Here is a 24,869-nt window from a genome sequence, read left to right as displayed (position 1 = left end):
TATACCATTTTGCGCCATTATTCACGAGAAATATGAAACTAAACCATCCAACAGGTCAGCAAACAGAAGATGCTGCTTTGGCCTATTTAAAGAAAAAAGGCTTACAATTAATTGAACGAAACTGGCATTGTGCCTTTGGTGAAATTGATTTGGTGATGCGTCAAGGGGACATTTATGTCTTTGTTGAAGTAAAATATCGTAAAAATAATCAATTTGGTGGGTCAATGTACAGCATTTCTGATGCAAAATGCGCTAAACTTACGAAAACGATTGAGCTTTATTTACAAACAAAACGCATTCAGGCACCTTGCCGTGTTGATGCATGGTTACTTCAAGGGCAAAATGAACCTGTCTGGCTACAAAATATTTTAGGCTAATAATATGGATTTAATCGCACGAATTGGCACACATTTTACTGAAAGTATTGAAGTAAAAAAACAATGTGAAGAAATTTTACCCACCAACATTGCCTTAGCAGCAGAATGTCTGGTGGCTTCATTTATGAGCGAAGGTAAAGTTTTGGCTTGTGGTAATGGTGGTTCGGCTGCCGATGCTCAGCATTTTTCGGCTGAATTGGTTGGTCGCTTTGAAAAAGAGCGCCCGGGTCTGGCTTCAATTGCTTTAACAACGGACACTTCTGCTTTAACGGCTATTGGCAACGATTATGATTTTGAATTGATTTTCTCAAAACAGGTTCGGGCTTTAGGCCAAGCAAATGATGTATTAGTGGCGATATCGACTTCTGGCAACTCGGCTAATGTGTTAGAAGCCGTACACGCTGCGCACGAAAAGGGGATGAAAGTCATTGCTCTAACAGGTAAAGATGGCGGACAAATAGCAGCAGCTTTGACCAATCAAGACATTTTATTAAATGTGCCCTATCATCGTACGGCTCGTATTCAAGAAGTCCATATTACTGCGATCCATGCATTATGTGATGCCATTGATTTTATTTTATTAGGAGGCGAATAAGCCTATGTTGAAGAAAACAAAACTCATTGTATTGGTATGCGCTTTATCCATTGGTTTGTCTGGATGCCCCGCATTATTAATTGGTGGTGCAGTTGGTGGTGCAAAAGTTGGGTTTGATAGACGCAGCACTGGTGCACAAACAGATGACAATGCAATTGATCTGAAAGTAGCAGGCCAAATTAATAATAAAATTAATGAAACCCGCACTTCTGACGCACCCAAAGCAAGTGTTACTGTTGTCACCTATAATCGTGCTTCTTTGTTATTGGGCATGGTTCAAAATGAAGAAGAACAACAAATTGCTGAACGCATTGTTCGGGCGCAACCTAATGTACGTAGAGTATACAATCAAATCACCATTTCACCTGATGGTAGAAGCTTTGGTAATATGAGTCGAGACAGTTGGATTACATCAAAAGTCAGAACCACTATTTTAGGCGCAAAAGGCGTTTCACCTAATCACGTTAAAGTGGTCACTTATAATGGGGTTACTTACGTTATGGGTATTTTGACACCTGAAGAACAAGCTGCGGCAACCGCTGCCATCAGCCAAACATCTGGCGTACAAAAAGTCGTGACACTTTTTGAAACATTTACTGAATAAACTGAACAACTGCATTAAAGAAAAGACCAGCATTTAGCTGGTCTTTTTAATCAGATTATTTTGATGATGTTTTTTGTTCTGCCAATGCTTTTTGCACACCTTCATCTGCTTTAAAGCGCTCAAAGTACGCATTTAAATTAGGGTAATCTGTTGCTAACGTTGGCACAAAATTATATGCCCATGAGGTAACCACCCACAAATAGGCATCCACAACAGTTTTTCTACCAGCAAAAGCAAATTGATTTTGCGCAAAATGTTGATCTAACTTAGCCAAATAATGGGTACGCAATAATTCAATGGCTCCTTTTTGTAAAGCTTCTTCGGCGGCTTTGTCTAAGCCAAATCGGGCAGCACCAAATATAGGAGAAAAAGCTTTATGATAATCTGCTGAAACAAATGAAAGCCAGCTTAAAAACTCTGCTCTACTTTCTGGTGTATCGACCGGACCAATATTAGCGCCTGTAGCAGCCCCAGCAATATAATCCAAAATAGCAAGGTTTTGTGCAACACGCCAGTTGTCTTTTTCCAACAAAGGCACTTGTCCATTCGGGTTTTTAGCTAAATACTCAGGTGATTTAATCACATCACGATTGACTACATTTACTTGATAAGGCAAGCCAGACCAAGCTAAAGCAATATGATCAGCCAAGGAACATGCTCCTGGCAAGGTATATAAAGTCAACATCGGGTACTCCTCTTCATTATTTTGGTTTTGATTAAAACGTTAAATGTTTCATTGATTAACTGTGATCAAAAAATGTTTTGACCACAATAAAAACAATCCACTTGTTTTATTAAAATTGCGACAATTTAGATAAAAACAAGTATCAGGATACTGTACTCTTTGTTCTATGATTATGCTCATTTATTCTAAACAAAAAGATACTCTTTTAAACAAAGGTATTCTAAGTCTATAATGAAAAAATCTTTTTCTCTTTTGGAATAATATGAAGCATTTAATCATCTTGGTTTTGCTTATTGTTATCAGTGCCTGTTCACCTCAAACTTCAGAATCCGATAAGCTTCATTTTTTGGGTTCCGATGTTTCAGAGGAACACATAGGTGGACCATTTGAATTACCTGCACACACAGGGCAAACCGTGAAACTGTCTGATTTTCAGGGTAAAGTTGTTGTTTTGGTCTTCGGTTATGCCCATTGCCCAGATATTTGCCCAACAAATCTATTGGATTATTCACGTGCTATTGAATCATTAGGGGATAAAAGTCAGGAAGTCCAACTTTTATTTATTTCTGTTGACCCTGAGCGCGATACCCCTAAAGTGCTGTCCGACTATACCCCTATATTCAATGAACACTTTATTGGTTTGAGTGCACAAAATGAAACGCAACTTTCACCCATTTTAAAAGCCTATAAAATTATGGCGCAAAAACACTACACTGAAGAAGGTAATTATTCGGTTGATCACAGCGCAGGCTCTTACTTAATTGATCGAAAAGGTCTCGTGCGGGTGTATGAGCCTCATGCGGTTCCTTTTAAACAATTAGCCCAAGACATAGAAACCTTGTTAAAATCAGGTCAATAATGACCTCTCATTCCATTATCTTAAATTAAGAATACAATATAATATGACTGACTTAACCATTGCACTTTCTAAAGGACGTATTTTTGAAGAAACTTTGCCATTATTGGCTGCTGCGGGCATCATTCCCAATGAAAATCCAGAAAGCTCGCGAAAATTAATTATTGGCACCAATCATGAACACATTAAACTGGTCATCGTTCGAGCTTCTGATGTCCCAACTTATGTGCAATATGGTGCTGCGGATTTAGGAATTGCAGGTAAAGATGTGTTGATTGAACATGGTGGACATGGCTTATATCAACCTTTAGATTTAAACATTGCCAAATGCAAAATGATGGTGGCCGTAAAAAATGGGTTTAACTATGAGCAATCGGCTCATGCGGGTGCTCGTTTAAGTGTCGCAACAAAATACCCAAAAATTGCTAGAGAACACTTTTCTGCCAAAGGTGTTCATGTAGACATCATTAAATTATATGGTTCGATGGAACTGGCACCCCTTGTCGGTTTGTCTGATGCAATTGTGGATCTTGTGTCCACAGGCAGCACATTAAAAGCCAATAACTTAGTCGCTGTAGAACACATTCAAGATATCGCCAGCAATTTGATCGTCAATAAAGCAGCATTAAAACTAAAATATAATCAAATTGAACCCATTATTGATGCATTTGCATCAGCCATTAAGGAGTCATAATCGTGATGAAGGAAATGAATACTCAGGATGAGCAGTTTTGGACACAACTAACTGAACTGTTGGCTTTTGAAACCGCTCAAGACCCAAAAATTGACGAGACTGTTGCCCAAATATGTGCACACGTAAAAGATAAAGGCGATGCGGCTTTATTAGAATATACAGCTCGCTTTGATGGTTTAACTGCCAACAGCATGGCTGAACTGACCATTACTCAAGAAGAGTTAAAGGCTGCATTTGACAGGCTAGAGCCAAAACTACAACAGGCGCTAAAAACGGCAGCAGAGCGAGTAAAATCTTACCATGAAAGACAAAAACAAACCTCTTGGACTTATACCGATGAAACAGGCACTTTATTGGGACAACAAGTCACACCTTTAGATAAAGTGGGTATTTATGTACCAGGTGGTAAAGCAGCCTATCCCTCTAGTGTGTTAATGAATGCCATGCCAGCACAAGTTGCCGGCGTAACAGAGATTATTATGGTGGTGCCTACCCCAAAAGGGGAACGCAATGACCTGGTCCTAGCAGCAGCTTATATTTCAGGAGTGACAAAAGTATTTACAATTGGTGGTGCACAAGCTGTTGCAGCGTTAGCTTATGGCACTCAAACCATTACCCAAGTTGATAAAATCACAGGGCCAGGAAACGCCTATGTAGCGGCAGCTAAACGCCGAGTATTTGGTGTTGTTGGTATTGATATGGTTGCAGGGCCAAGTGAAATTTTGGTCATTGCTGATGGTTCTACTCCTGCCGATTGGGTGGCAATGGACCTATTCAGTCAGGCCGAACATGATGAAATTGCTCAGTCTATTCTTATTGCAACCTCTCAAGATTATCTGAATGAAGTCAAACAAAGTATTGCCAAATTATTGCCTACCATGCCACGCAAAGACATTATTGAAGCATCATTAAGCAACCGTGGTGCCTTAATTTTGGCTAACAATTTAGAACAAGCGTGCGAAATTGCCAATTATATTGCTCCAGAACATTTAGAATTGTCGGTAGAAGAACCTGAAAAATGGACACCCAAAATCAAACACGCTGGTGCGATTTTTATGGGACGCTTTACCAGCGAATCATTAGGAGACTATTGTGCAGGCCCAAACCATGTTCTACCCACCAGCAGAACAGCCCGTTTCGCCTCTCCTTTGGGCGTTTATGATTTTCAAAAACGCTCTAGCCTCATTCAGGTTTCAGAAGAAGGTGCGCACATTCTGGGCGAAGTCGCTCAGTTACTGGCAACAGGTGAAGGATTACATGCACATGCTTGTTCGGCTCATTTTCGTTTGAAAAAATAGTGCCACCAAACACCACACCCTATACAACCTGTTTTTTAAAACCATAAAAAATATATTCAGGACATTTACATGAAAAAAGCACTTAGCTTTGAGTTTTTTCCGCCCAAAACGGAAGAAGCTCAAGAAAAATTACGACATACCCGTAAACAATTAAGACAATTTCAACCAGAATTTTTTTCTTGTACATTCGGTGCCGGTGGCACAACAAAAGATGGTACTTTAAATACTGTCATGGAAATTATGACAGAAGGCACACCCGCTGCCCCTCATTTATCATGTATTGGAGCAACATATGAGGGCATAGCAGAAATTCTGGAAGAATATAAAAGCCATGGTATCCGTCATATTGTGGCTTTGCGTGGGGACATCCCTTCTGGCATGGTGAGCTTAGGGGACTTTAGATACGCCAGCGAATTGGTTGCCTTTATTCGAGAAAAACATGGTGATTGGTTTCATATTGAAGTTGCCGCTTACCCTGAATACCATCCACAAGCGAAAAATGCACAAGACGACATCAATAACTTTGTGACCAAAGTAAAAGCAGGTGCAAATTCAGCCATTACCCAGTATTTTTTCAATGCCGATGCCTACTTTGCATTTGTGGATGAAGTACAGGCTAAAGGGGTCAATATACCAATAGTGCCAGGCATCCTACCCATTACCAGTTCAAGCCAACTGGTGCGTTTTTCTGATATGTGTGGTGCAGAGGTGCCGCGTTGGCTTAAACTGAAACTACAATCTTATGGGGACGATATTGCCTCAATTAAGGCGCTTGGTTTAGATGTGACCACAGCACTAGCAGATAAATTATTAACTCAAGGGGCACCAAGTCTGCACTTTTACACATTAAATCAGGCTGGTACTGTTTCGACTATTTGCCAACGTTTAGGCTATTAATCACTCAAAGGATCACAAGGCAGTCATTGAGAATAATGGCTGCTTTTGTATCCGTTTCTTCTTTTGGCGATTCCTCCAATCTAAATGCTTATATCACTGAACACCATTACTTTTTCAATCTTATTTTTGTCTCTTTTATACAACTTAATTATGTTTCACGCTATATTTTATTTAACCAAAATCAAATTAAGTAACAAAATATAAAAATTATTTCAATTTACCTTAACCAATCATTTATTTTTTATAAAAACAAAAAAATACATCATCACTCATAAGCTTAAATAAATAGCCAAACATCATTATACCTTCTCAAAACATATTTTCTTACTATAGAAAAATACTAACTACCCGATAATTAAAATATTATTAACTAATAAATATAATAAACAAAATTTAAATATCGATTAAAAAATAAAAAATAGAAAAAACAAAATAAACAATAAATATAAATTTATATTATTCATATAAAAAAATATCGATTTTATTATATATAAATCATAAGAAATCAATCACCTTTTATCAAAAAACAACGCCTTTTATCAAAAAAACAAAAAACAAAAAAACCAATAAAAATGGGCTTAAATACAATATTTCTACTATCATGATAGTCATTAAAAATAATATTAATATTTATGATAGATAAAACAAAACATAAAAACTTCCATTCATTTATTCATATCGTTTTAAATCAAAAACCAACAATTATTTAATTTAATAATATTTAAAAAAATATTCAAAAAATTTGTATATTTTTGTATCAATTTTTAGGGAAAAGCATATGCAGGATATATCATTAAAACAACAACATAACTTACTCAAAAAAATCCCCTCATACACAATAAGCGTCATTTCTTTATCTACTTTATTGATTTTTGGTACAAGTACCCAAGCTTTTGCGCAAAAATATCCTTTCCCCTCAGAACCTGTAAACATGCAACCCTATATCAATAAAACCAAGCCAATACTTTGGTTTTATATTGATAACACCGCAACAATGAACTATTTATTGGGGACAAAATACTTACCTAAAAACACCCCCTCAGCCAATCACCCTACCCGACTGGATATGGTCAAACTGTCCTTATTAAAAGTTGTTGATACTTATTATGATGATTTTAATTTTGGTGTTGTGATCAATAAAGATTACAACCGTGTTGATCATTGGCAAGAATGGTCTGATGAAGAAATCAAACAAGACCCACGTCGTGCACAGTGGGTAAAAAACAAAGGGAAATGGCTGTATACCCAAGGAACAGCAGGCATTATTCCTGGTTTACCTGCTGATAAACCTTACCCTGTGCAATATCACTATGACCGCTGGTTTAGCTGGTATGGTTATATTACCCGTGCCGCACCACAAATCAGTGAAGAGCACCCAGCAGGTAAACGCAGTGAAGAACATAAAGAAGAAATCAAAAACAATATCCGTAAAATTGCCTATGAAACGGGGTTGCTTTGGTATTCTTTGCCGCAATTACTGTCAAATAACTACCAGTTTCTTGGCGAGACAAGAGACATGCCTACAGCCAAGGAAATGGTTCATTATCGCTGCCAAGACAGTTTTGTCATTGTCATGACTGATGGCGATGATTTCTGGAGCCCACATATCAGAGACAGTGTTAAAGAAGCGGCAACCACACACCCAAAAAGCAGTAATCAAAAAGATTTAGATGGTGAGTTTTATAACCAGGAAGATTTTCCTAATCAATACATTACATCTTCTGCTATTGGTTTAACACCTGATATGAAGCCAAAGGAGCTGCAACAATTTGCTTCTATTGGTAAAGGTTTTTCTGCAATTGTCAGCAACACTGGTGAATTAATCGAAGTCATCACCAATTATATTGAATCAATGAAACCCAAAAACAGTTTTTACCCAACTGTGCCAGCAGCCTCTTATGTCACAAATGATAAAGGAGATAAAGTTGTTGCAACATTAAAATTACGTTCAAATAATTGGCAATCTGATTTAAATTTTGACTGGCTCAATGCTCAGGGCAATATGACCAAAATGGGACCTGCCACCTACGACTACGGAAAACATATTGTTTTAGGCAGCCACAATCATGGTTGGGTTAATTTAACGGACAGAAATGAAGTTAAACGTGTTTTTAACAATGATAGTTTTGGTTTAAATACATTAGGTAAAGCTGAAGATGACTATTATCTTAATTTTATGCCATGGCTGACAACTTCTGTAGAGGAAGACAAACAAACAGGCTATCGTAAACGTGCGGTGCTGTCTGCCAATGATGAGCGCCGTTTTTTAGGCGATGTGCTTAATAGTCCATTATTAATGTCTGGCCCAATAGACAAAAAACTTCAGTCACCTAAATATCTGACTCTTGGTTCTAATGATGGCATGTTTAAAATTTACACGCCTAATAAACAATACGGTCAAGAAAAAGAAATTACCTTATCAGATGGCACTAAAACAACCATTACAGACTATTCTCCTTATACCTATACTTTTGGTTATTTTGCTGGTATGTCTGAAGTTGAAGGAAATAATACCCTATATAACTATGCCTACAAACGTGCAGATGCCGATTATGGTACCAATGTTCCTCATCAATATGGGGTAAATGGCGGCACAGCTATCCGTTACACCAACAAAGGGCAGCTATTTGCGGTTGCCTCTCTTGGACAAGGAGGTAAAGGTACTTTTGCCCTGAATATTGGTGGTGTCAGTCAGAAAGATGGCACAACAAAAGTTGGTGTAGATGCAGAGCAGAATACTTGGAAGTCATCCATTCCTTTATGGGATAGCGCAACCAATCCTCAGTTAAAAGATGACCCAGATATAGGCTACACAACGGGCAAGGCAATGATTGCACCTATTGCCATTAATCGCACAAGTAAAGGCAAGCCTGATTTGACCAATATTAAACAAGTTGCCGTTGTGCCTAATGGCTACAGTAGTGAATCAAACGATGGTGCTTTATACATTATAGACACATTGGGGATGAACGCAGGGACAGGCACAAACCCTAATGATCTGACAGAAAAAGGAACAGTATTAAAAAAATTCACCATCAAAAACACCAATAAAGTCAAAGATTATGGCTTATCTTCTCCGACTCCTGTTGACTTGGATAATGATGGCATTGCCGATATTATTTATGTTGGGGACAGAGCGGGCGATATTTATCGTGTTGATTTAAGAAAAGAGGAACCTGATCAATGGACACTGACCAAAATTTATGAAGGCTTAGGCGGCACAAATATTGCGGGTGAATATATCCCTCTTCAACCGATTACAACCGCGCCCCACTTCTCACAGTATAAAAAACGTACTGTCGTGGTGTTTGGTACAGGCAGTGTTTTATACGCTGATGATATCAATGTTCAACACACACAAACTTTATATGGTATTTATGATGATTTGACTGATAGCAGTAGCGCTGCGATCAAACAATCGGAACTGACAGAACAGACCATTTCAACGCATACCGACCAAGATAAAACCTATCGTTTTTTAAGTGAAAACCCAATTGGTGAAACAAAAGGCTGGTACATCAATTTACCTGTCACTGGCGAAAAAATCATCTCTGATTTTTACATCAATGATGGTACAGTTGTTTTATCAACGAATATCGTCAGTAAAGTAAACCTGAATGGTAAAAATAAAGTATGTTTTCGCGACACATCTAAATCGAGCAACTATTTAATGTTTGTGAATGCGGTAACTGGAGGCGCCCTAAAAGGATCAGATACCACTTTTGGCTCAATTAGCATGAACGGACAAACAAGTTATTTAAGTGGTTACAGCTTACCATCAGGTGGTTCCCCCTTAGCCATGATTGGCTATTTTGGTGCAACCAACAACGATGGGGAGTTTAATAACAACAATACCAAAAAAGAGGCTGCTTTTTGTGAACAAGGCTCACCTAGCTGTGAACGACAGGAAAGAGCTTATTGTAAAAAAGGTACAAACATTAAGTACCTGTACACAGATACAAGCGGTATCACTCATGAATTGGTACCAGAATGCAGTATAAACCAAGTGTCTAGGCGTATTGCTTGGCGTTACATATAATCAAATGGCAACGTATAAGAAAAAAATTTCTTATACGTTGTTTATTATGATCATTTTTTATTATCTTGCAACACAATTACGTGCTGTTTTGATGTTTTTTATCACAAAATTTAAAATTTACCCAAAATGTAAATTTTAAATCCAAAAAATTTCTTTCTCATTAAAACAAAAATATCAAATTAAACAAATTCAATCAAAAATAAAATAAAATATTTAATTTTTATTTTAAATAAATAATATTAAAAATAAATTTAATATTTCTTATATAACAATAAGATAAAAACCATTCATCCAAATACACAACCTTTGAGAAAAATATATATTGCTAGAATAAATATTCTTATATAATCATATTATATTAACAATGTTTAACAAATTTAATATTTTATTTTACAAATAAAAAATAAAAACAACATCAAGAAAAAATATAAAAATGGAAACTACTTAGGCAAAAGGTGGGCATCATGAAAAATCAACAAAGCTCTTTTTCACAAAAATATCTGACATTAACAATCTGTGCCCTATTGGCTCCATCACAACTATTGGCAACAGATTTATTTCCGAACCTCCCTCTGTATATGCAAACCAGACAAATCAACAACACCAAACCCAACTTGATGTTGCTCTTAGATAACTCTGGCAGTATGACCACAAAAGACAAACAAGAAGATGGCACATATAGAGCTCGTGATGAAGTGGCAAAAGAAGTCGCTACCTTGATTATTCAGCAAAATAAAAATGATTTTCGCTGGGGATTGGCTTATATGAACAATCAAACAACAAAGGGCAAAGAAATCCAAGGTGCAGGTGTTGCGCTTACCTACTATAACAACAATCGCTCACGTCCTAATGGTGCCATTACCGTTTATATTAAAGACACAACAGATGAGCATATTAATGATCTTTTAGAAAACGTAAACAAATTGACCCCATCAGGAGGCACCCCGCTATACGCAAGTTTGCGTACCATTTATAACTACATGGGTGGCACCAATGGTTTTCAAGGCATAGGCGATAATGTCATGCAATATCGCTGTCAGCAAAATTTTGTATTAGCCATTACCGATGGTGAATCTGGTGATGCCATTGCACAAAATAACATTGATCCTGACAATAAAACCAATGCAAATGGATACAACAGTAATATTGTACAGTTTGCCTCTAATTATGACTACAAACAAGGGGGTAATGATCTTGAGGGGGTGAGTTTTGATGACTCTTTCTTTCCTGTACAAAATATCCGTACATCCGCTGTTGGTATGTATGCCAACTCAACTTCTTTAGCCAACTTAGCCATTTATGGCAACGGTTTTTACGAAGCAGCCACAACCGCTGCTAAGCTGGCAGAAGCACTGACAAAAATTCTAGGTAAACTACAATACCAGCCCCCCAAATATACACCAGGACAATATGGTATTGGTGGTCCAATTAATTCTACCTCCAGTGACAATGTACTGATTGTTACCCCTAAACTGGATCCAGACAAATGGTCTTCTGAGCTGGAAATGACGCTACTCAACAGTAAAACATTACAAACGATAACAGACAATAAAGGCAGTCCAATCATCAAATACCCAATTTCTTCACACGAAACATATCGCACAGCAGTACTCAGCGACCCTTCGGAGGATAGTGGGTTAATTGATTTAAATCGTTATCGCTTATCAAGCTATTCTAAACGAGACGTTGAAATGAATAATAAATTCAACCTTGGCGCTTTAGGTATTGATGTCAATAAAGACTCAACCAAATGGCGCAAAGATCAAGGCTATATGAATTGGCTCACAGGCTGGGAAACGCCTTGCTGCGATGCCAATACAGGGTTCCGTAACCGTTCAACCGTCACCAACAGTGGCACAACAAACGATGCGATGAAACGTCATTTGGGTGAAATTATAGACTCACCCATTAAATTAACTGGTTACACTATTTCAAGAACAGATATGACCAGTTGGGGCAAAATTCAGCTACCTAAATTTATGGTTGTACCTTCAAATGATGGTCAAGTCAGAATCTACACTGCGGCAACCTCTGGGCTGGGGAATTATTATGCAAATCGCCCCTACTCTGAAAAATTTGCCTATATTCCTGGCTCAGCACCAAGAGAAGGTGGTCAAACCCTGATTCAAGATATTGTATTTAGAGCAGCTCCTGGCTATGGCTCAGATATACCACGTACCACATTTATTAATGGCGGAATGACGGATAGAACAACAGCCAATGGTCACACCTTTGTTGTTGGTGCGTTAGGAGAAGGGGGCAAAGCGGCTTATGCCTTAAATATTGGAGGCACTAATGAAGCCACAGGGCAATTTGTTGGTATTGATATCGATCGAGGTACAAATATAGCCAATACAACAGCAAGTGCCGCTGCACATAAAAAATGGCAAGATACTGTCCCTTTATGGGATACAAGTAATAACAAATTTGGTAATGCTTATGTTGGTACTGAAAAAATAGGTTATACCATCAGCACGCCAATGGTGGATCGTTTGGCCTTAAACCGTGATGAGGATCAAGTACCTTTAATAGATAATGACGTCAGACAAGCCACTTTTCTTGCCAATGGTTACCAAAGTCTAGAAGACAAACCTACACTGTATGTCCTAGACACACTGGGTATCAATGTGCGCAGAACCGGTTCGATTACGGGCCCTGATAAACCAGGCACTTTACTTGCAGCTATTCAACCCGATGCAAATGTGCAAGCAGCAGCATTATCTACCCCTTCGCCTGTTGCTTTAAACAACTCAGACGTTATTGATCTAGTATATGCTGGGGACTCAGAAGGGAATCTCTATCGCTTCGACTTTAGAGGAAAAGACTCTTCTGAATGGACAGCAAAACTAATCTATGAAGGAGACCCTTCTCAACCGATCACCACCAAGCCAACTTTGTATATAAAAGGCAATACCGTTATTGTGCTATTTGGTACAGGAAGTGGCATTTTTCAACAAGACTTAGAATCTAAAAATACTCAAAGCATTTATGGTATTTATGATGACATCACTAACCCAAACCCAACACCATTAACTTATGACGATAGAACCAACCAAGATAAATTTTTAAAACAAAGCTTATCTGAACAAGAACAAGATGGTGAAGTTTATTTGATCAACTCCAATAAAATCATGACCAAGACCCAAAAAGGTTGGTTCATAGACTTGGATAGCCCGAACAGCTCACGTGTTATTTATGATCCTGAAATCATAGCCGGAACAATCGCGGTCAGCACAATTAGTTATTCTGGCTTAGCAGATATTGATCCTAACAGTAGTATCAAATGTTTTGGTGCCTCTTCAAATTCAAACAGCAGCTTAATACAACTAAGAGCTATTGATGGTGGAACCCCAAAAAGAAACACTGCTCAGTTAAACATGCTTACTGGATCAGATGGCACTGTTTTTTCAGGGAAAAAATACAATACCTTGATGGGTAGAATGACATTAACCTCGAGTAATAACAGCAATCGAAATGCTTACGGCGCCACTAAAAATACAGGTGTCGAGGCTCCCTATGGAGCACAAGAGAAAGAAGGCAGCAAACAGTGCGAAAATGGCAGCGTCCTGGTGATTTCAACAGGAGATGGTCCAGAGTATCTGGGTATCACTTGCCCATCATCTGTATCCAGACGCATCGGCTGGAGACAAATTATTTAAAAAATAAATCATTTACCCCCTTAAATAAACCAATTATTTAAGGGGATTTTCTTACTATAGGCAATAAACCTAATATTTTATATAACAAGGTCGCAATAAAAAAGCCAGAAATATATTCTGGCTTTTTGTTTCATTTATCCAACGTAGCTTTAAGCAATTTTGCCATGACATTGTTTGTATTTTTTACCACTACCACAAGGACATGGATCATTTCGACCAATAAAGATACCCTGTTCAGCCAAAGCTTCTGGGCTTAAATCAGCACCTTCTGGTAATTGATCAATGCTCATTGCTGCGGCTGCTTGAGCATGTTCTTCAAGTAATGGTGTCACAGCTTCTTGTTCAATATCAGGTGCTTCTTCTTGAATTTGAACAGAAATCAATACAGTCACCACATTACGTTTCACATTTTCAATCATGTCACGGAATAACTGGAATGACTCTCTCTTATACTCTTGTTTAGGATTTTTCTGTCCATAACTACGTAAATGAATACCTTGGCGCAAGTGATCCATAGCCGCCAAATGTTCACGCCAATGTGTATCCATAATTTGAAGCAATATGCTGCGTTCAAACTGGCGCATACCCTCTTCAGAAACAACATCAATTTTATGAGCATAATCATCTTCAATTGCTTTGAGCAAACGTTCTTTGACTTGAGCATTTTCTAAAGAAGGCTCTTTTTCTAACCATTCACGCACAGGCACAGGGAAATTAAAATCAGCGTGTAATACTTTTTCTAAGGACTCTAAATCCCATTGCTCTTCCATAGAATCAGGTGGCATATACACATCCACCAGATCACTGACCACATCAAGGCGCATGTCTTTGACCACATCGCTGACCTGATCACTGTCTAAAATATCATTACGTAACTGATAAATAACCTTACGCTGGTCATTAGCAACATCATCATACTCAAGCAGTTGCTTACGAATATCAAAGTTGCGCCCTTCTACTTTTCTTTGTGCACCTTCTATTTGTCTGGTTAAAAGCTTATGTTCAATTGGTTCGCCAGAACCAGAAGACAATCGGTCTAAAATTGCCGCAGCTCGATCAAGAGCAAATAATCGTAATAAAGAATCTTCAAAAGACAAGTAAAAACGGCTGGAACCTGGATCACCTTGACGGCCAGCACGACCACGCAACTGATTGTCAATACGACGACTTTCATGGCGCTCTGTACCAACAATATGCAAACCACCCGCTTCTAAAACTTTTTGGTGTTCCTCTTCCCAGTCCTGTCTTAATTTTTCCATCTGAGAAACACGTTCAACTCTGGGTATTTCTTCATTATCTTCAATTGCTTGTAATGGCAAACTAATATTACCACCCAATACAATATCTGTACCACGCCCAGCCATATTAGTGGCAACCGTAATCATGCCCAAACGGCCAGCTTGCGCAATAATATCAGCTTCACGCTCGTGCTCTTTGGCATTGAGCACATTATGAAACAGACCTTCTGCTTTTAATAATTTAGAAATGAGCTCTGAATTTTCAATACTGGTGGTGCCCACTAAAATGGGCTGTCCTTTTGCATGGCGCTCTTTAATGTCTGCAACCACAGCATAAAATTTTTCCGCCATCGTACGGTAAATCTGGTCATTCATGTCTTTACGTTGACTTGGACGATTGGTTGGGATAATAACCGTTTCCAAAGCATAAATACTCTGAAACTCATAAGCTTCAGTGTCTGCCGTACCTGTCATACCAGACAACTTGCCATATAATCTGAAATAATTTTGGAAGGTAATGGAAGCCAGAGTTTGGTTCTCTTTTTTGATTTCAACCCCCTCTTTGGCTTCGACTGCTTGATGTAAACCATCAGACCAACGACGTCCAGCCATTAAGCGGCCAGTAAACTCATCGACAATCACAATTTCGTCATCTTGAACCACATAGTGCTGATCTAAAAAGAATAAACTATGCGCACGTAAAGCCGCCATCAAATGATGCATCAATGAAATATTGGTTGCTGAATATAAGCTATCGCCTTCAGCCAACAACCCCATTTCTGCAAGAATTTGCTCGGCTTTTTCATGCCCCTGCTCACTTAATACAACAGTGTGCGCTTTTTCATCAACCCAATAATCACCTTCACCATCTTCTGTTTTTTGTGCCACTAAACGAGGGGGCACAACATTCATGATTTTATAAACTTCAACACTGTCTTCCGCGGCACCTGAAATAATCAATGGCGTACGTGCTTCATCAATTAAAATCGAGTCAACCTCATCCACAACGGCAAAATTCAATTTTCTTTGTACTTTTTCTTCTAAAGAAAACACCATATTGTCGCGTAAATAATCAAACCCAAACTCATTATTGGTACCATAGGTAATATCAGAAGCATACGCCTCCTGTTTTAACTCAGAAGGCATCTGGCTTAAGTTAACCCCCACACTTAAACCTAAAAATTCATATAAAGGAGCCATGGTTGCAGCATCGCGTTTAGCCAAGTAATCATTTACTGTGACCACATGTACCCCTTCGCCAGTTAAAGCATTTAAGTACACAGCCAATGTTGCGACCAAAGTTTTACCCTCACCAGTACGCATTTCAGCAATTTTGCCTTGATGTAAAGCAATACCACCAATAAGCTGCACATCAAAATGACGCATTTTCAAGGTACGTAAACTGGCTTCACGACATACGGCAAAAGCTTCTGGCAATAAATCATTTAAGCTTTCACCTTTTTGCAAACGTTCTTTAAACTCAGCCGTTTTAGCCTGTAATGCTTCATCGCTTAAGGCCTGGATCTCTGGCTCTAATGCATTAATTTTTACAACACTTTTACGATATTCCTTTAAAAGTCTATCGTTACGACTACCGAAAATCTTTTTGACAAAATTAGATAACATATTATATGGGCCCTGGCCTATTTACTGTGGCACGGAAAAAATTTAATTCGTAATTTTAACACATTGCGTTTAATTCGGTAGTTTTGATAAAACTTACACCTAAATCACACAATATGAAGACAATCTTGTTTCTAAAAACATACAAAAGTAACGCTTTTATATAAAGCTGGATAAAAAAGTTCACTTCCTTATATATGGGCATATTTTCATTTAACAATTATTTATTTTCGGCATACTTATTCGAAACCATTTGTTTTTTCTGTTGGCTCTTGAAGTAACCTCATGATATGCCCTACCTTCAACGGCTGATTTTGTTTATAATGATCCGTTTTTAAGATATAACTTTAACATTTTTATGGCTTTTACAGACAACCGCGTCAAGCAATCATTTGTGCTTCCATAAAAAACCACTAAAGAATCTATGCATACGCAAAATAAATTAGATACTCAGATTGTTGTCGAAACACCTGAAGCCATTGATATTATCATTCGCCCAGCGGGCATTTTGCCTCGCTGTGTGGCATTTATTATTGACTTTGTGATTAGAATTGTTTGGTTTCTGATTTCAACATACTTTTTTGTATTTTTAGGTCGCTTTGGCATAGGACTCATTATTCTTAATTTATTTTTTTGTTTATGGCTTTACTTTGTGGTGTTTGAGCTCAGATTTCAAGGCAGAACCCCAGGGAAAATGCTTATGGGGTTAAGAGTCGTTAATGATGATGGCACCCCAGTACAATTTTCTGCCTCACTTTTACGTAACCTTTTAAGGGTAGCAGACTCCTTACCTGTTTTTTATACTTTTGGGATCATAGCCAGTACCGTACATCCGCACTCAAAACGTTTAGGTGATTTGGTTGCGGGTACAATTGTTGTTTATGTTAACAAAGAAAAAGAACGACCTAATATTAAACCTGTACCCGCTATTGCCAGCCCAGTTGTGTTAAACAAAGAAGAGCAATATGCCATTTTATCTTTCGCAGAAAGATCAGAAAAACTCTCACAAGAAAGGCAACAAGAAGTTGCCATGATTATTGCACCCTCCCTTGGGGTCACGCCAGCAGAAGCAGTGCCTACTATTCTTGGCATTGCTCAAAATATTGCTGGAAAATATAAGGAAGAGCATTCAAAATGAAACAAAATACTTTTGAAGCTTTACATCAACCTTTTTGGTATGAGTTTGCACACACCATCACCCAAATGGAGTCAGGAAACAAACTGTCTTCTGAAGAAAAATCCCAGTTTGCCGCAAACTATCGCAGTTTATGTTATCACCTAGCGCTGGCTCAATCTCGTACCTACTCTAGTTCATTGGTTGAGTATTTACAGCTGTTAACCGAACGCGCTCACCGCCAGTTTTATCGTCATAAAACCCATTTTTTAGCCAATATATGGGCCTTTATCCGTAGGGATTTTCCAACTGTAATCAAAGAACAATGGCGTTTTGTCCTTTGCGCACATGTACTTTTCTATGGACCTTTTATCCTATTTGCACTTATCGCCTATTTTTCACCATTGTTGTTACAGGATATGCTCAATATCAACCCTGAAGCACAACAGGCACAATTTGTTAAAATGTACCAAGAAATGGCGGATGCTCAGAAAACAGGAACAAACCGACCATTGGGGGATGACTGGGGCATGTTTGCCTTTTATGTTTGGAATAATATTGGTATTTCATTTCAAATGTTTGCAGGAGGGCTCACACTGGCCGTTGGCACCATATATATATTACTCTTTAATGGCATCATGATTGGCAGCACTTTTGGTTTAATGGTTGGCACTCCTGTATCGACTGCTTTTTTCTCCTTTGTGATTGCTCATGGTGCATTTGAACTGACAGGCATTGTTCTGGCAGGCGCAGCTGGACTCAAAATGGGCTGGATACTGATCAAACCAGGCCCTTATAAACGTTTAGATGCATTTAAAAGGCAAGGTAAGCCCATTATTCAAATCATGAGTGGCGGCTTTTTATTTTTGTTCATTGCAGCCATTATTGAAGGATTCTGGTCACCGATTACCAGCTTACCTTATGCGGTTAAATTTTCTGTTGGCGGTTGCTTATGGGTTCTGGTCTATTTATATTTAATTTTATTGGGAAAACGGCATGAAGCTTAGTGAAGCGAATATTCGTTTTCGCCCTCGTACCCATTGGGAAGCCATTGACTTAGGCTTTAGAATGGTCGCCCCTTTACGGCTTAAATTGGCCTTATTATGGTTATCCATCAGCTTGCCCTTCGTGGCATTAATCACACTCATATTTTGGCAATCGCCAAGTTGGGCTTTTCTATTTATTTGGTGGATTAAACCTATTTTTGAATACGCAACCTTATATGTCTTGTCGATTAATGTGTTTTCAGCAGCACCACCTTTTAAAGCATGCGTTAAAGAAGGATATAAGCTTATTTTTAAGCGTCGCGTTATTGCAGATTTAACTTTGAGAAGATTTTCTCCTTATCGCACAGTTAACTTACCCATTCGTCAATTAGAAGAGTTAAAAGGTCAACAATATCGTCACAGAAGTCAACTTATTGACCATCAAAGTTCAGGCGCCCCTTTTTTCACACTTCTAAGTGCCAATATTGAATTCATTTTATATTGTGGTGTGGGTGCGTTTTTATGGATGATTAGTCAATCAAACGGCTGGGGTGTTTTTGCGCAAGACCATGCCTCATTTTTGCGCTCTATTGAAGCCTTGGTTCGTTTTTTTCAAGAATACAGCGAACAAGAACTCAATACCATGGCACATATCAGCAATTTTGCTTATATCTTTATTTTAGCCTTCTGGGGGCCAATTTATGTTGCAGGCGGCTTCAGTATTTATCTGAATACCCGAAGTCAATTAGAAGCATGGGATGTAGAATTAGTCTTCAAACGAATGGCCATACGATTAGGTCAATCATTGATTGTGTGTTTAAGTTTGGCGTTATGCCTATACCCTGCAACAAAAACTTATGCAGAACCTGCTCCTGACACAAAAAAAATTACCCAGATTAAAGACTCTGTTGTTCATCAAGCCCCTTTCCCTCATTTTAAAGAAGACTATAAATGGGCATGGAAACAAGATACAAAAACAGAACAGCTTGACCCATCAAAACCACCAAAACATCGTAAAAACACTCTAGAAACAGATGTATCTGGCCCTTTAGCAAACATTTTTAGGATCATCTTCTGGATTGTTTTGGCTGCTGCTCTAGGTGCCATTGTTTATTATTTATTCCGTGACCCAACATGGCTTGCTGCTATGACAAGCCGCCATAAAACTGCACCTAAAGTCATGTTTGGCATGGATGTTACCCCTGAGAGTTTGCCTGATGATGTGGGTAAAGAGGCCGCCAAACTATTTGATGTAGACCCAAGAGCTGCATTGAGTCTATTATATCGTGCCAGCTTATCCCAATTGATTCACCATTATGATACTCCTCTTCGTAACGGGCATACTGAAGGCGAAGTATTGTCATTGGCAGCTCAAACAGCACCAAATACACAACCTTATATGCAATTATTGACTACTCACTGGGTTAATTTGGCTTACGGACACCAATTACCCCCCAAAGAAGCAAAACATCTTCTTTGTGATCAATACCGCCACTATTTCCCCCAAGAGGACTCTTTACCAAAAGAGCAACAAATAAGGGGTAACACTAGATGAGAAAAACACTTTTGGTATTGATTGGTGTTTTATTACTGATCATCGCTGCTGTAGCTTGGTACATTAAAGCAAATTTGGTTAAGGAACCCTATAACCATTACCAACGCTCAGAAGAACAATTAATCAACAAAGACTATCTTGCTGCACAAACCATATTGACCAAACTGGGATCATCGGTTTCTGTGCTCACAAATTGGCGCTCTTTTGCCTCTAAAGCAGAAGACAAAAATCAGCTGCTCATGATTTTTGAACAAAATTTACGCTTACAAAAATCACACGATGATCTCCTTAATTGGGTCAATCAAGGAAATCATTTATTCATTACTATGGAAAAAGGGTATTTGGGTACAGACTCCTTTTCTTTTTTTGATGATGATGAGCTTGATGACAAAACAGCGAAAGAATTATCTCAAAGCTCATTAACCGATAAATTGGGTATTCAAGCAGTCACTATGCAACAATCAGACGAAACCCCGTCAAAAAAAAGCAGCAATCCTTTTATGCGTTTAAGAAAAGCGGGCGTCGCAAAACAGCTATTACAAAAAAAATTAAAGGATCTGGATCAGCAAAAGCCTAAAGCACTTTGTGTTCAAAGCATGAAAGCCCGATTAAATGCACAAATGAAAATTGACCCAGACTTCACTATTAAACCAAAACAAGTATGGGCAAAACAGACCATTAGTGAACTCAAGAAACAAACAACTGACGAAAATACAACAAGTAAAGAACCACGAAAAATTACAGAAGAGAGAGAAAATTTAATCAATTGTTCAATCAATCTAACCCAAATACGCTTGCCAGAACATTTTGATCTGTCTTTATTATTAAATCGGTATGGAACACCGGCAAGCGCTTTATTGAATCACAGTAAATACCCAACAATATTTGAGGGTAAAAATGCCTTAGGAACACAAATTGTTCGTCTGGCTTATGGCAAAGGCAGCATCACCGTTCTACCGCAAACTGCAGCTGGTGCCTTTAAAAACCCGGAAGCACCTAATTTAGATCAAAACAGTATTGCCCAATTTGATCATGCAATGCTGTTAGCTTATTTAAGTCAAGGCAAAAGTAAGGTATTGATATTAGATAAAGCCTTGGACTTTTTCCCCAAACAATCCCCAAGTATCCTCAAATGGTTACTGAACGATGCACCCGAGCTTTTTGTGTGTATCATCCTTTTTATCTTATTGTTTATTTGGCAACATATGTATCGACAAGGTCCTATTTTGGCTGAACTTAATCTTGCCAGACGGCAATTAAAAGATCACTTTCATGCCCAAGGAGAATTTTTAAGGCGTCATGCAGGTTTAAATGCCATTATTGAACAATTACGTGATGATATTTGGGCAAAACTACAAAAACGCATTCCCAATATAAGAGCAATGAGTACAGATACTCAACGAGAAGAAATTACCCGTTTAACCCATTTGCACCCATCAGAACTTTGGGCTTTGATGATGCCTTTACCTGAAAAATTCAACCCATTCGACCTCATTAAATATGTTGTCGCTTTGCAAAAAATTAGGAACAAATTATGATGAATCAAGATCAATTTTCAGAAAACCAAACCATGGCCAATAACCCATTTGCCAAAGCAAGTGAATTAACCATTCTGTTACGCAACGAATTAAAAAAAGCCGTGATTGGACAGGATAAAGTCATAGAAGAAGTGTTAATTGCCTTTTTGGCAGGTGGTCATGTTCTGCTAGAAGGGGTACCTGGTTTAGGAAAAACACTGTTGGTGCGCTCCTTAGCCACAATATTTTCTGGCACATTCAGTCGTGTACAATTTACACCTGACTTGATGCCAACAGATATTACGGGGCATTCTATATTTGATATGAAAAGCCAAACCTTTCATTTACACAAAGGCCCTGTATTTGCGAACTTATTGCTGGCCGACGAAATCAACCGTGCACCAGCAAAAACCCAAGCTGCCTTACTAGAAGTCATGCAAGAACAAGCGGTCACGTTAGAAGGAAAAACACAACCTGTCCCTCACCCCTTTATGGTAATGGCAACTGAAAACCCTATTGAGCAAGAAGGAACCTATCCACTACCCGAAGCGCAACTAGACCGTTTTATGTTCAAAGTACTGATTGACTATCCAACAGCGGAACATGAAGCAGAACTGGTTAAACAAGTCACTATGTCCGCACGCGCCGACATTTTAGACCAAGCGAAATTGCAAAAAATCTTATCAATCGAACAAGTTCAGGCACTACAAAAAATTACTGCACGCATGCCTGTAGATGAGCAAATTATTCACTATGCCGTTCGTCTGGTACAAGCTACGCGCACATGGCAAGGTTTAGCAGTAGGAGCAGGACCTCGCGCGACCATTGCACTTATTGCTGGCGCTCGTGCGCGCGCATTGCTTCGAGGCATGAACTTTGTGACCCCAGATGATATCAAAGCCATTTGGTTGCCAACTTTACGTCACAGAGTACGCTTATCACCCGAATTAGAAATTGAAGGTTACTCTATAGATCAAGTGTTAACTGATATTGCTCAACAAGTAAATGCCCCACGCTTATGAAGCCAACTCGATTTTTATTACAAAGTGTCCTCATATTAGGTGCCTATGCTGTATTGCTGGTACTGGATAAGGTATGGAAAATAAATCTGCCCTCTGTTGTTCACGAAGCATTCTGGGCCGTATTGGCCACACTTATATTGGTTGCCATTCTTGATGCCTTAACATCAAGAAGACTACCCGCAGCCCAAATAAAGCGGATGCTACCTGAACAATTTTTTGTTGGTAGAAACAGCCAAGTTGGATTAGAAATCCACCACACTCGAACGCGAGAATGGCTGATCACACTATATGATCACTATCCAAATACATGGCAAGCTAACTCAATACCAGTGACCATAAAATTACAACCTCAAAAGCTGGCGACAATATTTTATAATATTATGCCGCCTGCCAGAGGAGATGCCTTATTTACTGATATCGAACAGATATACTACAGTAAAATAGGTTTTTGGCTGATCACGAAAAAGATACCCGCCACAAGCTTAGTAAAAGTGATGCCAGACTTTGCTCAAGTACTTGGAGCAGACATCACTGGACTTGAGAGATGGATGAATTTATTAGGGGCAAAGCGTACACCTAGAAGAGGATTTGGACAGGACTTTCACCAACTGAGAGAATACCGTGAAGGCGATACCATTAAACAAATTGATTGGAAAGCAACAGCCAGAAAACATGCTTTGGTTTCACGAGAATACCAAGATGAACGCGATCAACAAATTGTTTTTTTACTGGATTGCAGCCGTAATATGCGTTCAACCGATGGTCAATTAAGCCATTTTGACCATGCACTCAATGCCATGTTACTGCTCACTTATACAGCCTTGCGTCATGATGATGCAGTGGGTGTTGTGACCTTTAGTAATGAAACCCCTCGCTTTATTACACCCCGAAAAGGGGTGGCGCAATTAGGACACCTTATTAAAGGCATCTATGATGTGATGCCCACACACCAAACTGCTGACTATTCACAAGCAGTGGATATTCTATTTGCCCAACAAAAACGGCGCGCCTTAGTCATTGTATTAACCAATCTGGCAGAAGAAGGTGAAATTGAACTATTGGCCAACCTAAAACGTATTTCTCGGCGTCACCGTATTTTGGTAGCCAGTTTAAAAGAAGAAGTTCTGGATCAAGTTCGTCATCAAAATATCCAACATTTTGAAGATGCTCTTGATTATGCGGGTGCCGTCTCTTACCAAAGAGATATGGACAAATTATATCAAAAATTAATGGCCTATCGTGTTCCCTTCTTAAACACCTATCCACATAAATTAGGGCCTGAACTGATCAGCCAATATCTTAAAATTAAGCGTGATGGTGCATGGTAATGCCAACACAAGATCAATGTCCTCTGTGGCTCGATGAAAAACAGCACGAAACATCAGCACAACAATTGAGTGCTGATTTTCATTTACCCCTTGTACATACCCAACCTAAAGAAGGCCTATATTTAGCATTTGACCGAATAGGTTTGGCTCTTTGTAAGGTAGGCTCTAACGCTAAAGTGCAAGTCGATTTCACCTCAGGTGGCACACAACATAGAAGAATCTATGGTGGTGGGGAAATGATCACCAAAGCCGTCAACAACAAACAAAATCAATATGTATGGGACTTTACCGCTGGCCTTGGCCGAGATGCTTTTGTTTTAGCAAATACAGGTATGATTGTGCACGCATTTGAACGGCACAAGGTTGTTGCAGCATTATTGTCTGATGGTTTAAAGCGGGCACAACAACACAATGATACGGCGGCCATTATCGCCAATATTCAACTACACCCTATCGACGTAATTACGCAAAAAGATTACTTGACTGGGTTTGACCAAAAACCTGATGTAGTATACCTTGATCCTATGTATCCACAGGCACAAAAAAAGGCAGCAGTCAAAAAAGAAATGGCTTTTTTTCATGAGTTGGTTGGATTAAGTGATGAGGGGCAACAACTGATGGACATTGCTTTGACGCATGCAAAAAAACGAGTCGTTGTCAAACGCCCTCGCTTAGGCGAAACGTTAACCAAAACACCACCCAATTATTGTTATGCAGGCAAAAGCACCCGATTTGATGTATATCTTCCCACCCAAAATCAAGTTGACCGAAAAAAATAAAGG

General features: G+C 38.8%; 17 protein-coding genes and 2 pseudogenes. 16 read left to right on the top strand and 3 right to left on the bottom strand.

Features of this window, described 5'->3' with window-relative positions; all coding sequences use genetic code 11:
* Positions 1-32: 32 nt before the first annotated feature.
* Genes AADH04_RS08895 through AADH04_RS08885 form a run of 3 tightly spaced genes read left to right on the top strand, consistent with a single transcriptional unit; the run spans position 33 to position 1,576 of the window.
* A complete protein-coding gene (locus AADH04_RS08895) occupies positions 33-377 on the top strand; it encodes a YraN family protein (protein WP_434776934.1) in 345 nt (114 codons plus the stop codon).
* Positions 378-381: 4 nt separating this feature from the next.
* Entirely contained in the window at positions 382-972 is a 591-nt protein-coding gene (locus AADH04_RS08890) for a phosphoheptose isomerase (protein WP_434776933.1), read from the top strand.
* A 4-nt stretch (positions 973-976) separates the two neighbouring features.
* Positions 977-1,576, top strand: a complete 600-nt coding sequence (locus AADH04_RS08885; protein WP_434776932.1) for a BON domain-containing protein — start codon at positions 977-979, stop codon at positions 1,574-1,576.
* Positions 1,577-1,631: 55 nt separating this feature from the next.
* Here the strand turns inward: AADH04_RS08885 and AADH04_RS08880 are convergent, their stop codons facing one another.
* On the bottom strand, positions 1,632-2,261 hold the full coding sequence (locus AADH04_RS08880; protein WP_434776931.1) for a glutathione S-transferase family protein: 630 nt from the start codon (positions 2,259-2,261) through the stop codon (positions 1,632-1,634).
* Between the two features lie 262 nt (positions 2,262-2,523).
* Here AADH04_RS08880 and AADH04_RS08875 point away from each other — a divergent pair, with 262 nt between their 5' ends.
* The 6 genes from AADH04_RS08875 to AADH04_RS08850 all read left to right on the top strand — a co-directional run bounded on the left by AADH04_RS08875 (position 2,524) and on the right by AADH04_RS08850 (position 13,704).
* A complete protein-coding gene (locus AADH04_RS08875; RefSeq protein ID WP_434776930.1) occupies positions 2,524-3,120 on the top strand; it encodes an SCO family protein in 597 nt (198 codons plus the stop codon).
* Between the two features lie 43 nt (positions 3,121-3,163).
* Positions 3,164-3,811: an ATP phosphoribosyltransferase gene (gene hisG, locus AADH04_RS08870; RefSeq protein WP_434776929.1), complete on the top strand. Its 648-nt coding sequence runs from the start codon at positions 3,164-3,166 to the stop codon at positions 3,809-3,811.
* 5 nt (positions 3,812-3,816) lie between these two features.
* On the top strand, positions 3,817-5,109 hold the full coding sequence (gene hisD, locus AADH04_RS08865) for a histidinol dehydrogenase (protein ID WP_434779826.1): 1,293 nt from the start codon (positions 3,817-3,819) through the stop codon (positions 5,107-5,109).
* Between the two features lie 69 nt (positions 5,110-5,178).
* Positions 5,179-6,006, top strand: coding sequence for a methylenetetrahydrofolate reductase [NAD(P)H] (metF, locus tag AADH04_RS08860; RefSeq protein WP_434776928.1), 828 nt, complete (start codon positions 5,179-5,181; stop codon positions 6,004-6,006).
* Between the two features lie 778 nt (positions 6,007-6,784).
* Complete coding sequence (locus tag AADH04_RS08855; protein WP_434776927.1) at positions 6,785-10,045, top strand: pilus assembly protein; 3,261 nt, start codon at positions 6,785-6,787, stop codon at positions 10,043-10,045.
* 464 nt (positions 10,046-10,509) lie between these two features.
* Positions 10,510-13,704 (top strand): PilC/PilY family type IV pilus protein, encoded by a 3,195-nt coding sequence (locus tag AADH04_RS08850; protein ID WP_434776926.1) that lies wholly within the window; start codon positions 10,510-10,512, stop codon positions 13,702-13,704.
* Positions 13,705-13,853: 149 nt separating this feature from the next.
* On the opposite strand, the pseudogene AADH04_RS08845 reads toward AADH04_RS08850, so the two are convergent.
* Both AADH04_RS08845 and secA read right to left on the bottom strand, forming a co-directional pair.
* Positions 13,854-13,976 (bottom strand): annotated as a pseudogene (locus AADH04_RS08845) (SEC-C metal-binding domain-containing protein); the annotation flags it as partial.
* 86 nt (positions 13,977-14,062) lie between these two features.
* Positions 14,063-16,568, bottom strand: a pseudogene (gene secA / locus AADH04_RS08840) (preprotein translocase subunit SecA); the annotation flags it as partial.
* Positions 16,569-16,989: 421 nt separating this feature from the next.
* Here secA and AADH04_RS08835 point away from each other — a divergent pair.
* From AADH04_RS08835 to AADH04_RS08805, 7 genes are read left to right on the top strand one after another with little or no spacing between them, the layout of a single operon-like run.
* A complete protein-coding gene (locus AADH04_RS08835) occupies positions 16,990-17,703 on the top strand; it encodes an RDD family protein (protein WP_434776925.1) in 714 nt (237 codons plus the stop codon).
* Entirely contained in the window at positions 17,700-18,686 is a 987-nt protein-coding gene (locus AADH04_RS08830; protein WP_434776924.1) for a stage II sporulation protein M, read from the top strand. Before AADH04_RS08835 ends, AADH04_RS08830 begins: the two co-directional genes overlap by 4 nt.
* Positions 18,676-20,220, top strand: coding sequence for a DUF4129 domain-containing protein (locus tag AADH04_RS08825; RefSeq protein ID WP_434776923.1), 1,545 nt, complete (start codon positions 18,676-18,678; stop codon positions 20,218-20,220). The genes AADH04_RS08830 and AADH04_RS08825 overlap by 11 nt, the downstream gene beginning before the upstream one ends.
* On the top strand, positions 20,217-21,758 hold the full coding sequence (locus tag AADH04_RS08820; RefSeq protein WP_434776922.1) for a hypothetical protein: 1,542 nt from the start codon (positions 20,217-20,219) through the stop codon (positions 21,756-21,758). The genes AADH04_RS08825 and AADH04_RS08820 overlap by 4 nt, the downstream gene beginning before the upstream one ends.
* A complete protein-coding gene (locus AADH04_RS08815; RefSeq protein ID WP_434776921.1) occupies positions 21,755-22,759 on the top strand; it encodes an AAA family ATPase in 1,005 nt (334 codons plus the stop codon). The genes AADH04_RS08820 and AADH04_RS08815 overlap by 4 nt, the downstream gene beginning before the upstream one ends.
* On the top strand, positions 22,756-24,087 hold the full coding sequence (locus AADH04_RS08810) for a DUF58 domain-containing protein (protein ID WP_434776920.1): 1,332 nt from the start codon (positions 22,756-22,758) through the stop codon (positions 24,085-24,087). The genes AADH04_RS08815 and AADH04_RS08810 overlap by 4 nt, the downstream gene beginning before the upstream one ends.
* Positions 24,087-24,866 (top strand): class I SAM-dependent methyltransferase, encoded by a 780-nt coding sequence (locus AADH04_RS08805; protein WP_434776919.1) that lies wholly within the window; start codon positions 24,087-24,089, stop codon positions 24,864-24,866. The genes AADH04_RS08810 and AADH04_RS08805 overlap by 1 nt, the downstream gene beginning before the upstream one ends.
* Positions 24,867-24,869: the final 3 nt, after the last annotated feature.

It is taken from the genome of Neisseria sp. Ec49-e6-T10 (genome assembly GCF_051132615.1).
Taxonomy (GTDB): domain Bacteria; phylum Pseudomonadota; class Gammaproteobacteria; order Burkholderiales; family Neisseriaceae.
This window is presented reverse-complemented; position numbering and strand designations above follow the sequence as displayed.

Bases quoted from the DNA above. Each gene is read 5' to 3' on its own strand.
- AADH04_RS08815 (WP_434776921.1), top strand. From the start codon at position 21,755: ATGATGAATCAAGATCAATTTTCAGAAAACCAAACCATGGCCAATAAC.
- AADH04_RS08820 (WP_434776922.1), top strand. From the start codon at position 20,217: ATGAGAAAAACACTTTTGGTATTGATTGGTGTTTTATTACTGATCATC.
- AADH04_RS08850 (WP_434776926.1), top strand. From the start codon at position 10,510: ATGAAAAATCAACAAAGCTCTTTTTCACAAAAATATCTGACATTAACA.
- AADH04_RS08890 (WP_434776933.1), top strand. From the start codon at position 382: ATGGATTTAATCGCACGAATTGGCACACATTTTACTGAAAGTATTGAA.
- hisD (WP_434779826.1), top strand. From the start codon at position 3,817: ATGAAGGAAATGAATACTCAGGATGAGCAGTTTTGGACACAACTAACT.
- AADH04_RS08885 (WP_434776932.1), top strand. From the start codon at position 977: ATGTTGAAGAAAACAAAACTCATTGTATTGGTATGCGCTTTATCCATT.
- AADH04_RS08855 (WP_434776927.1), top strand. From the start codon at position 6,785: ATGCAGGATATATCATTAAAACAACAACATAACTTACTCAAAAAAATC.
- metF (WP_434776928.1), top strand. From the start codon at position 5,179: ATGAAAAAAGCACTTAGCTTTGAGTTTTTTCCGCCCAAAACGGAAGAA.
- AADH04_RS08835 (WP_434776925.1), top strand. From the start codon at position 16,990: ATGCATACGCAAAATAAATTAGATACTCAGATTGTTGTCGAAACACCT.
- AADH04_RS08880 (WP_434776931.1), bottom strand. From the start codon at position 2,261: ATGTTGACTTTATATACCTTGCCAGGAGCATGTTCCTTGGCTGATCAT.
- AADH04_RS08830 (WP_434776924.1), top strand. From the start codon at position 17,700: ATGAAACAAAATACTTTTGAAGCTTTACATCAACCTTTTTGGTATGAG.
- AADH04_RS08810 (WP_434776920.1), top strand. From the start codon at position 22,756: ATGAAGCCAACTCGATTTTTATTACAAAGTGTCCTCATATTAGGTGCC.
- hisG (WP_434776929.1), top strand. From the start codon at position 3,164: ATGACTGACTTAACCATTGCACTTTCTAAAGGACGTATTTTTGAAGAA.
- AADH04_RS08825 (WP_434776923.1), top strand. From the start codon at position 18,676: ATGAAGCTTAGTGAAGCGAATATTCGTTTTCGCCCTCGTACCCATTGG.
- AADH04_RS08805 (WP_434776919.1), top strand. From the start codon at position 24,087: ATGCCAACACAAGATCAATGTCCTCTGTGGCTCGATGAAAAACAGCAC.
- AADH04_RS08875 (WP_434776930.1), top strand. From the start codon at position 2,524: ATGAAGCATTTAATCATCTTGGTTTTGCTTATTGTTATCAGTGCCTGT.
- AADH04_RS08895 (WP_434776934.1), top strand. From the start codon at position 33: ATGAAACTAAACCATCCAACAGGTCAGCAAACAGAAGATGCTGCTTTG.